General features: G+C 45.5%; 10 protein-coding genes. 7 read left to right on the forward strand and 3 right to left on the reverse strand.

Going from position 1 to position 12,824, the window contains the following annotated elements; all coding sequences use genetic code 11:
* The first annotated feature begins 68 nt into the window (after window positions 1–68).
* Together AAFP11_RS00845 and AAFP11_RS00850 are read left to right on the forward strand one after the other, a co-directional pair.
* Window positions 69–4,229 carry an RHS repeat-associated core domain-containing protein gene (locus AAFP11_RS00845; protein WP_341735299.1) on the forward strand — a complete coding sequence of 1,387 codons (4,161 nt, stop codon included), beginning with the start codon at window positions 69–71 and terminating at the stop codon, window positions 4,227–4,229.
* Window positions 4,230–4,248: 19 nt separating this feature from the next.
* The gene (locus AAFP11_RS00850; protein ID WP_341735300.1) at window positions 4,249–5,142 is read left to right on the forward strand and encodes an RHS repeat-associated core domain-containing protein; all 894 of its coding nucleotides are present in this window, start codon (window positions 4,249–4,251) and stop codon (window positions 5,140–5,142) included.
* Here the strand turns inward: AAFP11_RS00850 and AAFP11_RS00855 are convergent.
* Window positions 5,131–5,427 carry a hypothetical protein gene (locus AAFP11_RS00855; protein WP_341735301.1) on the reverse strand — a complete coding sequence of 99 codons (297 nt, stop codon included), beginning with the start codon at window positions 5,425–5,427 and terminating at the stop codon, window positions 5,131–5,133. The two genes, AAFP11_RS00850 and AAFP11_RS00855, sit on opposite strands and share 12 nt — an antisense overlap.
* Before the next feature lie 126 nt (window positions 5,428–5,553).
* Here AAFP11_RS00855 and AAFP11_RS00860 point away from each other — a divergent pair, with 126 nt between their 5' ends.
* Both AAFP11_RS00860 and AAFP11_RS00865 read left to right on the forward strand, forming a co-directional pair.
* Complete coding sequence (locus AAFP11_RS00860; RefSeq protein ID WP_340523706.1) at window positions 5,554–5,784, forward strand: DUF433 domain-containing protein; 231 nt, start codon at window positions 5,554–5,556, stop codon at window positions 5,782–5,784.
* Window positions 5,735–6,148, forward strand: coding sequence for a DUF5615 family PIN-like protein (locus AAFP11_RS00865; protein WP_341735302.1), 414 nt, complete (start codon window positions 5,735–5,737; stop codon window positions 6,146–6,148). The genes AAFP11_RS00860 and AAFP11_RS00865 overlap by 50 nt, the downstream gene beginning before the upstream one ends.
* Window positions 6,149–6,325: 177 nt before the next feature.
* Here AAFP11_RS00865 and AAFP11_RS00870 read toward each other — a convergent pair whose 3' ends face one another.
* Window positions 6,326–6,544, reverse strand: coding sequence for a hypothetical protein (locus AAFP11_RS00870; RefSeq protein WP_341735303.1), 219 nt, complete (start codon window positions 6,542–6,544; stop codon window positions 6,326–6,328).
* A 118-nt stretch (window positions 6,545–6,662) separates the two neighbouring features.
* Between AAFP11_RS00870 and AAFP11_RS00875 the strand changes: the two genes are divergently transcribed.
* A complete protein-coding gene (locus AAFP11_RS00875) occupies window positions 6,663–7,106 on the forward strand; it encodes a retroviral-like aspartic protease family protein (RefSeq protein ID WP_341735304.1) in 444 nt (147 codons plus the stop codon).
* A gap of 228 nt (window positions 7,107–7,334) precedes the next feature.
* Window positions 7,335–8,384 (forward strand): GNAT family N-acetyltransferase, encoded by a 1,050-nt coding sequence (locus AAFP11_RS00880; RefSeq protein WP_341735305.1) that lies wholly within the window; start codon window positions 7,335–7,337, stop codon window positions 8,382–8,384.
* A gap of 184 nt (window positions 8,385–8,568) precedes the next feature.
* Here the strand turns inward: AAFP11_RS00880 and AAFP11_RS00885 are convergent, their stop codons facing one another.
* Entirely contained in the window at window positions 8,569–9,138 is a 570-nt protein-coding gene (locus AAFP11_RS00885; RefSeq protein WP_341735306.1) for a type II toxin-antitoxin system Phd/YefM family antitoxin, read from the reverse strand.
* 91 nt (window positions 9,139–9,229) lie between these two features.
* Between AAFP11_RS00885 and metH the strand changes: the two genes are divergently transcribed.
* Entirely contained in the window at window positions 9,230–12,793 is a 3,564-nt protein-coding gene (gene metH, locus AAFP11_RS00890; RefSeq protein WP_341735307.1) for a methionine synthase, read from the forward strand.
* Window positions 12,794–12,824 lie beyond the last annotated feature (31 nt).

Genomic DNA, 12,824 nt, shown 5'->3' on the forward strand with positions numbered 1-12,824 from the left:
GGGTTTCACTATCGTTCAACCCAACCTACAATTTCACACAAACACACAATAATTTAGAGGACAAAATCATGTTACCCATTTCTTTTATCGAAATTCAAAACCAAATCTTAGGTGCAGCAGTAGGGATTAATGGAACGCCATTTAGCCTGAATTACAGCAGCGATCGCACTTCAGGCCGTCAAGCAGCTTATACTCGCACAATTCCCGTCAGCGGTTCCCACATCGCAGCCGATTTAGAACGGATTGAACTGGAAATTAAGGTTGCGGGACAAGAATTTAAGCAGGTTTTTCCGCCACAACCCAATCAAATTTACACCTTTGTCTGGGATGGGAAAGATGCTGAAGGTAAGCTATTGTCAGGGAAGCAACCCGTCACTATTCGCACCACTTTTATTTATCCCGAATCCCAATACAATCAATCGAAGGAAGGAACGACTACTCTGGGAACTTGGAATGCGATCGCGCAAGGTTTAGGCGGTTGGACTTTGAATGTTCACCATGCTTATGATGTTGTTGGAAAAACTCTGTATTTTGGTAATGGTCAACGAGGAAATAATGTAGAAGCGATCGCACATTGCAATCTGGAAGCGATCGTACATTCTGTCGGTAATTCCAACATCCGCCGGGGGTTAAAACCCCCGTCTCATAGCGAAAGTCGGTTGAAACCGACTGAAGATAATTCTTCTTCTTCAGTCAACACGCGCCAGGGAATTAATTCCCTGTCTGATAGCGAAAGTCGGTTAAAACCGACTGAAGATAATTCTTCTTCTTCAGTCCACTTCAGTGGACTTGAGCTATTAGACGGGGGTTTTAACCCCCGGCGGGATGACAACGAAGCGAACAATCCCCGGCGGGATGACAATGCAGCGAACAAAAACCAAACTAACGAAATAGCTATTCCCAGTGAAGGTGGCGGTCAACTCTACATATTCGACAACACAGGTCGCCATCTCCGCACTATTAGCACTCTGACTAAAGCCTTAATCTATCGCTTTGAATACGATGATGCTGGCTATTTAAAATCTATTGCCGATGGCGACAACAACATCACCAAAATAGAGCGCAATTCCGATGGTCTTCCCATTGCCATTATTGCCACTTACGGTCAGCGTACAAACTTGAGTTTCAATCCAGAAGGCTACTTAGAAAGCGTCACCAATCCTGCCAATGAAAGCAGCGCATTTAACTATACCAATCATGGTTTGTTAACCAGCTTCACCGACCCGAAAGGCAATCTATACCAATTTGAATACGACGAATTGGGACGCTTGAAAAGCCGTCAAGAACCCGATGGCAGTTTCGATTTATTGGCGCGAACTCGCACTAAAAATGGCTTCACAGTCGCTAAAATTACGGCTACGGGACGCGAGTCTACCTATTTAACCGAACGCTTGTCAACAGGTGAAGAACGTCAGGTTAATACAGGTTGTGGGGGCACAGGTGCGATCGTTGCGCTGACTGGCAAAGATGGTACAGAAACGATTACTTATCCTGATGGCAGCACTTTCATCCAAGAACAACAACCCGATCCGCGTTTTGGCAAACAAGCATCTTTATTAAAGCGAACTGTCCTGAAAACACCTGGGGGATTGACAGCAAATTTATCATTAACCCGGTCTTGCAATCTTGCCGATCCTAATGACCCGTTGAGTTTAATTTCCCTCACCGATACGGTAGATTTCAATGGACGCAAATCGACTACTACTTTTGATGCGGAAAACAAGCAAATTATCTACCAATCTCCAGCAGGACGGCGTAGTATTCTCAATTTAGATGAAGGGGGAAGAGTCATTAAAACTGAGACTGCTGGCTTAGAATCTGTCAGTTTTAACTACGATAATCGCGGGCGTTTAATTAGTGCGATGCAGGGTAATCAAACGATTCTTAATTACAGCTACGATGAACAAGGTCGCCTCAGCAGTCTTGGCAATGCAGAAGGCAATCAAGTTCAGTACACCTACGATGAAGTCGGGCGAATTATTCAGACGACTTTACCCAGTGGGAGAACTTACAATTTTGCTTACGATGCTAATAGCAACTTGACTCAAATTATCGTGCCAAATGGTGCGGTGCATAGCCTTAACTATACGCCAGGAAATTTAGAAGCGGGTTATGTACCGCCTGCGATCGATCCCTCTAACTCCCCCCTTCTTAAGGGGGGCTGGGGGGGATCGTATTCCAGCAGCGAAGAGAACCCCCCCAACCCCCCCTTGTTAAGGGGGGGCTATGAGCAAAACCTCTCTAACTCCCCCCTGGTTGATGAAGAAAATCTCTCTAACTCTAACTCCCCCCTTAGCAAGGGGGGCGGGGGGGGTTATTCCAGCACCTACGACTCCGAACAACAACTGACAAACTCTACTCTTCCCAGCGGTCGAACTGTCCAAGGAATTTACAATCAATCTGGCGATTTAGAACGTGCAACCTACCCAGAAGCAATGGTAGATGTCACCTACGAAAAAGAGTCGAAACGGGTAACAAAACTCGTCCGCACTCCTGCAAATGGCGACACACCCCAAGAAATGACCTTTACTTATGACGGCGGTTTAGTGACAGAAATGGCGTGGAGTGGGGTTGCAAATGGAACTTACCGCTATCGTTACGATAATAATTTTTCCCTAGTCGGGATGCAGTTAGATGACGAACCCGAAATCGAAATGAAGCGAGATGCGGACGGGTTGCTGACCCAATATGGTCAATTTCAAGTAGTAAGAAATCTGGCAACTGGTGCGCCGACTCAGATTACTGATGGCAAGATGAATGTTGACATTAAGTACGATAATTCCGGTCGCGTAATTTCTCGGAAAAATCTGGTTAACGGGCGAGTCATCTATCAATTACAGCTTAGTTATGACGTTCTCAGTCGCATTGTCCAGAAGCGGGAAACGGTGACGGGTAAAACCCATGTTTACGATTACACCTACGATCTTGATGGTCAATTGATTTTAGTCAAGTGTGACGGTGAAATAGTCGAGCGTTATGTCTATGATGACAATGGGAACCGTACCGAGTGGCAGTTAGGAACCCAACAGCATACCGCCAGTTATGATGCTCAAGATCGTTTGATTGAGTTGGATGGAACGCCCTACGAATTTGATGCGGATGGTTTCTTAATGCAGCGTGGTGATATGACGCTCAAGTACAGTGCCACTGGGGAATTGTTGGAGGTGAGTTGGCCTGATGGTAAGGCGATTAACTATACCTACGATAGTATGAATCGGCGGGTGGCGCGGACTGATGAAAAGGGGACGGTGCAGTATCTTTATGGGAATCCTAATCATCCGTTTCAGGTGACGGCAGTGCGCGATGATTTGGGAAAGTTGAGCGTTTATGAATATGATGATTTTGGTTCTTTGTTGGCTATTCGGCGTGGTGCTAGTTGGTATGGTGTTACTACCGATCAGTTAGGGACACCGCGAGTAGTTTTTGATAAGAGCGATCGGGTTGTTAAGGTTCTCAAATATGACAGTTTTGGTCAAGCAATTGATGATAGTAACCCAGAGTTTGAATTGCCTATTAGCTTTGCTGGTGGTTTGATAGAACTGGATGCGAATTTTGTGCGTTTTGGTTTCAGGGATTATGATTCTGTGGCGGGTAAGTGGGCGGCAAAAGATCCGATCGGGTTTGAAGGAAATGATACAAACCTTTATAGATATGTACAAGGCAATCCCATTAATTTTACCGATCCAAGCGGACTAATAATATGGTTAATTGTTGGTGGTGCAGCAGTAGGCGGTGTGGTAGGTGCTGGTACATACGCTGTGTATGAATGGTCTCAAGGACGAGAACCTACTCTTAAAGGGGTTTTATCAGCGGGTGCTGCGGGTGCTTTTACAGGTGGAGTTGGTGTGGTAGCTACACCAATAGCAGCTTCATTAGGATTAGGCTCTGGATTTTTAGGAACAGCAATTGTCAATTTCGGGGCTGGTGTTGGAAGCACAGCAGTAGCAGCAATGGTCGATCCATCCCAATTAACTGATTCAAACATGGTCATGAATGGGATATTCAATGCTTTTGGCGGTGCTGTTGGTATGAAGTGCTTCCCAACTAAGGGAATGTCAACCTTTAAGCAGCCATTTTTCCCAAGAACCCTGAAGGGTGTAATACCTAAACAAATTGGTGGTAATGCAGGTAAGAATGCTATCAATTCTTTTACAGGTGGATCAGTGGGATCTGGGATAAGCACAGCAGGACCAGGAATGGTTCAAGATCCTGCTAATAAACGTTTATAAAATTCACTTTGAAATCACTATGAATAAACTTGTTTTAGAACTATTTGACGAACAACAACACGGCAAAAAAATCACCTACACCTACGACAGCATGAACCGTCAGGTTGCTCGTACCGATGAAAATGGCACAACCCAATACCTCTACGGCAACCCCAACCATCCCTTTCAACTCACCGCCGTCCATTCTCCCTCCGGCAGTTTAAGCCGCTATCACTATGATGATTTTGGCTTACTCTTTGCCCTAGAACGGGATAACAACTGGTATTACATCACCACCGACCAACTCGGCACGCCGCGAGTCGTCTGCGATGCCAATGGTGAACTCGTCAAAGTTCTGGAATACGATAGCTTTGGTCAAATTATTGCTGATAGTAACTGGGAGTTTGAACTGCATATTAGTTTTGCCGGGGGGTTGATAGATGTGGATACCGAGTTAGTGCGGTTTGGGTTTAGGGATTATGATGCTGTAGCGGGGAAGTGGACGGCGAAAGATCCGATGGGTTTCGCCGCCCAAAACGGCAATTTATACCAGTATGTTGATAACAATACAATCAACTATAAAGATCCATTAGGGCTTTATCCAAATTGGTTGATAAACGTATCCAGCGCCATTATTAATCCTTTCGCCAGTCTCGCCAGTGGATTTGCGCCTTGGTGCGGCATCGGCCCCAACAGAGATGCAACCGATCCGCCTGAAGGCGCGTGTACGATGCCTAAAAACGCACAAGATCAAGCCTGTATTAACCATGATTTTGCGCTGAAAGGTTTAGGTAAAGCATTTTGGCAAGTGTTGAATGCCGATGTTTCTCAAGCTCATTGGGAATTAGCTAAAGAATCTACTGCACCTTTGATGAAATTTTTATTTACTCTTTTATCTTTGCCTGGTTTACCTGCAAGATTATTAAATCCATAAAGTTGATTTTTCAGAAACCGGGTTTCTGCGATAACTTTTGCATCCCACCGAAATATTTAGGAAGAAACCCGGTTTCTCGATCCACGCGATCGCACCTTTCCCAGAAACCGGGTTTCTGCGATCGCTTTTGCATCCTACCGAAATATTTAGGAAGAAACCCGGTTTCTCGATCCACGCGATCGCCCTTACCCCAGAGTCCAGAAACCGGGTTTCTCCAATAACTTTTGCATCCCCACCGAGATATTTAGGAAGAAACCCGGTTTCTCGATCCACGCGATCGCACACTTCTCCCAGAAACCGGGTTTCTGCGATAACTTTTGCATCCTACCGAAATATTTAGGCAGAAACCCGGTTTCTTAATTTACGCGATCGCCCTCTGATATAATGCAATAAACCCCCCAAATTTTTACTATGAAACAATTAACCAGAATCACGCTTAATCCCCAAGTTATGGGTGGCAAACCTTGTATTCGAGGCATGAGAGTGACAGTAGGCGCGATCGTTGGTCTGATGGCCTCCGGTCACACCCCCGCCGACATTCTTAAAGCTTACCCTTATTTAGAAGAAGCAGACATTTATGAAGCCCTAGCTTATGCAGCTTGGCGAGTCGAAGAACAAGAAGTCCCCCTGTTGCTGGCATAAAAATATTAATAGACATGAACCTATCACCCGACTGGTTTTGGTTTTTGCTAAATACTCAATTGACTCTGTTCACTGGTCAAATGTAGGAGATCCAACCGCCATAGACCAAATTATTATGGCTTGGGCCGTTACCAACGGCTACATTGTTTTCACTCACGACCTAGATTTTGGCATACTTCTAGCTACTACCCAGGCTAATGCTCCAAGTGTAATTCAGGTAAGAACTCAAGATATTTTGCCCGCTACTTTAGAAAATATTGTAATTCCAGTTCTGCGTCAGTTTGAATCAGAATTAGAGCGCGGTGCTTTAATAACGATCGATCCCTCGCGTTCCCGAATCAGGATTCTGCCGATTATTACATAAGCCAGAAATGTAACCTCTAGAATTAGAGAGCGATCGCACTTCTCTCCCAGAAACCGGGTTTTTGCGATAAATTTTGCATTCCACCGAAATATTTAGGAAGAAACCCGGTTTCTCGATCCACGCGATCGCCCCCTTTCTTTCTCCAACCTATCCCAAGTGCGATCGCCGACTTTTCGATTACTTCCGCAGCACCGAAGTGATAATAACTGTAATAGTAGCACTAGCAATTAAAGTAAAAGCAAGCTGCACCACCCATTGAGTAGCTTGCTGGTAATTAGAAAAGCGATCGTTAAACTTCTCGGAATCCCTAGATAGCTTGTCAACTTCAGTCGATAGCTTGTCTAACTTTTCGATGACATCTGCCAGGGTTGGTTCTTTATTGGTTGTACTTGTCATTTGTTGTGTTTTAACTCGCTCGATAATTCTATTGTACTATATTGCCGGAGCGATAGCCCATCAAAATAAGTTACAATTAAAGGATGTAATCACTCCAACTCTTAAGTAGGAGACAAATATGCAAACTCAAACCAACAAAGCAATGGGAAAAGTTTTCGCCACTCTGACAATCACCAATCGAGCCGACCAAATCCTGGCAGAGGCTGGGGTGAAATCGGAAGACCAAATTCGATCGATAACTCTCAAAAATGTATTGGTAGACACGGGTGCAACTACCTTGTGTTTGCCACAAGATGCGATCGCCCAACTGGGACTGAAACTCCTGAAAGAAGTAGACGTAGCAACCGCAATGGGCATCGGCAAAGCCCGAATTTTCCGAGATGCTACCATATCGATGTTCGATCGCGAAGGAACCTTTGAGTGCTTGGAGTTACCGGGAGGTAAAGATGCTCTTTTGGGAGTCATACCTTTAGAAGCTTTGGGGTTAGAAATTGATTTACAAAATCAAATTTTGAAACCATTGCCCATCAGTCCAACAGAAACCTATTTGACGATTTTGTAGCGAGATTTATCCAGGATTTACGCACTCCGACAAAAGAAACCGGGTTTTTCAGCAGATTCAAGGCTGTGATTCAGTATTTTCGTAAAAAACCCGGTGTCTGGGGCCTATGTTTGAGTCCATATATTAACTTTTATTACAAAAACTCCGATTTTGCGTAAAAATACCCCGCGAAATCCCAATACACAATAGAAGGCTTTCACCTTCGATGCAAATTCACCCCCAAAAACTATGACAGCCGTAACTATGCCGATCGCCCCCATCGCCCCTTACAGCCACCGTCTAGCCACCGCAACCGACGCAAAGGCGATCGCCCCCCTCTGGCAAGCATTCGCCCAAGAACGCGAATCCATCGACCCCTCAATGCTCGTCAAACCTAACTTCGACTTTGAAAAATACGTCACCAGCCAAATCGAAAAACCCCTTTCTTTCTGCTGGTTATTAGAACAAAACAACAGCATCATCGGCTGTCTATTTATCTACTATTACGACGAAGCCCCGCCCGCGAATCTTCCCGAATATTTGATTCAACAACACCACATTGAGAATCCCTTTCAATCCCGCCGCGTCGGTTCCGTTTTGGGGATGTACGTCCAACCAGAACATCGGAAATCAGAAGCAATTCAAATGCTAGCAAAAACTGCGATCGCCCATGCAAAAACCATGAAAGTTAGCGATATAGACTTACTAATTGCAGCCGATCAATCGGGTATGCAAGCCATGTTACAGCGGGCTGGATTCACCAAAGCAGCAGTGCAATATACCCGCCATTACGACATTCCAACAGATGCTGAATTGCCGAGTTTGCACCCGCCCCATCCCGAATTGCCAGATGTAGAATTGCCTGCACCAAGAGCAATTGCGCTGCGCCATCCGCAAACTAACGAACTCCTGCGCAATTCCCAAGGAGAACCTGTTTTCTTGATGCCCTTAGTTGATGAACAAGGTGAATTGCTGAAGTCATCTAGCGGGCAAAATGTTTACCCGGAATTGTTGCTAGATCCCGCAACTAATTCTTGGGTTATTGATGCGGAAGATAAATTAGTGGCTTGTCCGATTTTGCGGGATGAAAACGGACAAGTTGTGGAAAATCAAGGCCTAGTTCAATTTTCTCGTCCTGCTTACCAAATTGTAGACGGAAAACCTGCTTTAATGCGAGATGAAACTGGCAACTATGTATTCTGTGATGTTGAACTAGACCCACAGGGGAAAATATTGAAAACTCCTGATGGATTTGCGATTTTTAAACAGCCGCAAATCCAGATTAGGACTTACGCCTAAATACCAAAGAAACCGGGTTTTTTCGAGTTTTGAAAACAGGGATGCAAGATTTTTATAAAAAACCCGGTTTCTGCATCCAAGAAGATCATGAATTACGCACTCCGACGCAAGAAACCGGGTTTTTGACCGTTTGGAATACTGGGATGCAAGATTTTTATAAAAAACCCGGTTTCTGCATCCAAGACTATACTGATTCACCCACCATCGCTTGTCGTTCAGCCATTACATAATCCGGCACCCAAAATCTATCTACAGACATCACAATAGCAGCCGACATAAAAATATCAACATCCTCTCCCATCTCTTTAGTTGGTAGCAAACCAAATAATTCGTCAAATTCATTGACATCTGCTAAAATGTTTTCTAAATCATCTAAAAATTCATCTGGATAAATGCAGTGAATTGCTCCTTCATCTTCATAATATGCTTCTTCTTCAGGCATGAATTGTGATGGTTTGATTTCTGCCATCAAATAATCTAGTTTGTGAAATTCAGCTTCAGGAACGATCGCCCCTACATCTTCCCCCGCTTCCTGTAACAGAATCCGATCGCCCTGAAACATCACTCGTTTCATAATCTCCATCGCATTTTCCCGAAAATCCTCAAGACTTAAGCGAAAAAATCCCTCACCTGCGATCGCCTCTTTTTCCGTCACAGTCGCGCCGGGAACAAAATTTTGACAATGAGCAGGCGCGATCGGTAAAATTACAGGTACGATCGAACTATTGTCAACAGCATCGAATCCTTCAGTCATTAGTTACTCTCCAAGGTTCACATAACTGTTGAGAATATTGCACAATAGATGAAATTGTAAATATATAGCACCTCAGTTTTTTTAACCGCCCATGAAAAGCCTGTTCCTCGATCGCCTCCACCACCCCTCGCGCCCCGTCATCGTCTTCGACGGCGCAATGGGCACCAACCTACAAGTCCAAAACCTGACAGCAGAAGACTTTGGCGGCAAAGAATACGAAGGCTGCAACGAATATCTCGTCCATACCAAACCCGAAGCCGTCGCCAACGTCCACCGAGGTTTCCTCGAAGCAGGCGCCGACGTCATCGAAACAGACACCTTTGGCGCTGCTTCCATCGTGCTCGCCGAATACGATTTAGCAGACAAAGCCTATTATCTCAACAAAACGGCCGCAGAACTCGCCAAAGGTATCGCCGCCGAATTTTCCACCCCAGAAAAGCCGAGATTTGTTGCAGGTTCGATCGGGCCTGGCACCAAATTACCCACATTAGGACACATTGATTTTGACACACTCACCGCCGCTTTTACCGAACAAGCAGAAGGACTCTACGACGGCGGAGTTGACTTATTTATTGTCGAAACTTGTCAAGATGTGCTGCAAATTAAATCAGCATTAAATGCCATTGAAGCAGTATTTAAGAAAAAAGGCGATCGCATTCCATTAATGGTATCAGTCACAATGGAAGCCACTGGCACAATGCTAGTCGGTTCCGACATCAGCGCCGCCCTAGCCATTTTGCAACCCTATCCGATCGACATTTTAGGATTAAATTGTGCCACCGGCCCCGATCGCATGGCCGAACACATCAAATACCTATCCGAACATTCACCCTTCGTCGTTTCCTGCGTTCCCAACGCCGGCTTACCCGAAAACATCGGCGGCCACGCGCACTACAAACTCACGCCCATAGAATTAAAAATGGCCTTGATGCGCTTCGTCGAAGACTTAGGCGTACAAGTCATCGGCGGCTGCTGCGGCACCCGCTACGATCACATTCGCGAACTATCAGAAATTGGCAAAACTCTCACCCCCAAAAACCGTGAAATTACCTGGGAACCAGCCGCGGCTTCAATTTACACCGCCCAACCCTACGAACAAGACAATTCTTTCTTAATAGTCGGCGAAAGACTCAACGCCAGCGGTTCCAAAAAATGCCGCGACTTACTAAACGCTGAAGACTGGGATGGTTTAGTCGCAATGGCGCGGGAACAAGTGCGAGAAGGCGCGCACATTCTTGATGTCAACGTCGATTATGTCGGCCGCGATGGTGTGCGCGACATGAAAGAATTAGTTTCCCGCGTTGTCACCAATGCAACTCTCCCTTTAATGTTGGATTCCACAGAATGGGAAAAGATGGAAGCGGGGTTAAAAGTTGCTGGCGGCAAATGTTTGCTGAATTCCACTAACTATGAAGACGGAGAACCGCGTTTTTATCAAGTTTTAGAAATAGCCAAGAAATACGGTGCCGGTATAGTGATCGGGACAATTGATGAAGACGGGATGGCGCGGACTGCTGACCAAAAATTTGCGATCGCCCAACGTGCATATAACGCCGCCGTCGCCTACGGAATCCCCGCCCAGGAAATCTTTTTCGACACCCTAGCATTGCCAATTTCCACCGGGATTGAAGAAGACCGAAAAAACGGCAAAGCTACCATCGAATCCATCCGCCGCATTCGCCAAGAATTGCCCGGTTGTCACGTAATTTTAGGAGTTTCTAACATCTCCTTCGGCTTAAATCCGGCGGCGCGGCAAGTTTTGAATTCCATGTTTTTGCACGAAGCAATGCAGGCGGGGATGGACTCAGCCATTGTCAGCCCCAACAAGATTTTACCCCTCGCCAAAATCGACCCAGAACACCAAGAAATCTGCCGTAAACTGATTTACGATGAACGGGAGTTCGACGGCGATATTTGCGTTTATGACCCCTTGGGCGAGCTGACAACGGTGTTTGCGGGCAAAACTACTAAGCGCGATCGCACAGAAGACGCAAACCTCCCCGTAGAACAACGCCTCAAGCAGCACATCATCGACGGCGAACGCATTGGACTAGATATCCAACTAGCCAAAGCATTAGAAACCTATCCACCTCTCCAGATTATCAATACTTTCCTATTAGACGGGATGAAAGTAGTCGGAGAATTGTTTGGTTCAGGACAAATGCAACTGCCGTTTGTATTGCAATCAGCAGAAACCATGAAAGCCGCAGTTGCCTATTTAGAACCGTACATGGAAAAGTCGGAATCTGGGGACAATGCCAAAGGCACATTCATCATTGCCACTGTCAAAGGCGACGTTCACGATATCGGTAAAAACTTGGTTGATATTATCTTATCAAACAATGGCTATCGAGTAATCAATCTGGGAATTAAACAGCCAGTTGATAACATAATTGATGCCTACGAAAAGCACAAAGCTGATTGTATCGCGATGAGTGGCTTGCTGGTAAAATCCACAGCGTTTATGAAAGAAAACTTGGAGGTATTTAACCAGAGAGGAATTACGGTTCCGGTAATTTTGGGTGGCGCAGCTTTGACACCCAAGTTTGTCCATGAAGATTGCCAAAATACTTACAAAGGTAAAGTGGTTTACGGCAAAGATGCGTTTTCTGACTTGCATTTTATGGACAAACTGATGCCAGCTAAATCTGCTGGTAAATGGGAAGATTTGCAAGGATTTTTAGGCGAGTTTGCTGAAAATGGCAATGGGGCGGTTAAATCAGCTAAGACTTCTGAAGAAATCGCTGTTGAGGATGCGAAACAAGCAGCTAAAGCCGAAATTCCGGTTGTTATAGATACTAACCGTTCGGAAGCAGTTGCAGCAGATATCGATCGCCCAAATCCTCCATTTTGGGGAACTCAGTTATTGCGGCCAGAAGAAATCCCCTTTGAAGAGATTTTCTGGCACTTAGATTTGCAAGCCTTAGTTGCTGGACAGTGGCAGTTCCGCAAGCCGAAAGACCAATCGCGAGAAGAATACGATGCTTTCTTAGCTGAGACAGTATATCCGATTTTGGAACAGTGGAAACACAAAATAATCACTGAAAAGCTATTGCATCCCCAAGCAATTTATGGCTATTTTCCCTGTCAGTCTGAAGGCAATTCTTTGTATGTGTATGACCCGGAAATTATGAAGGGCGGGCAAGATGTATCGACCTCCGCAGCAACATTCACATTTCCCCGCCAAAAATCGGCGCGCAGGCTGTGCATTGCGGACTTCTTTGCACCGAAAGAATCGGGTAAAATTGATGTATTCCCGATGCAGGTAGCGACAGTGGGCGAGATTGCGACAGAGTATGCACAAAAGCTGTTTGCGAATAATCAATATACCGATTATCTCTACTTTCATGGGTTAGCGGTACAGACAGCAGAAGCAGTGGCAGAATGGACTCACGCCCGGATTCGTCGGGAATTGGGATTTGCTAGCGAAGAACCGGATAATATTCGGGATATGCTGGCCCAAAGATATCGGGGTTCGCGCTACAGTTTCGGTTATCCTGCTTGTCCGAATATGGCGGATCAGTATAAGCAGTTGGAGTTGCTCAAGTGCGATCGCATTAATCTGTATATGGATGAAAGCGAACAACTTTATCCAGAACAATCCACCACCGCAATTATCACCTATCACCCAGCGGCAAAATACTTTACCGCTTAATTTGTAGAGTGCGCCCGCGCACTTTCTACTC

Origin of the sequence: Microcoleus sp. CAWBG640, from assembly GCF_020883015.1 — a bacterium.
Lineage (GTDB): Bacteria > Cyanobacteriota > Cyanobacteriia > Cyanobacteriales > Microcoleaceae > Microcoleus > Microcoleus anatoxicus.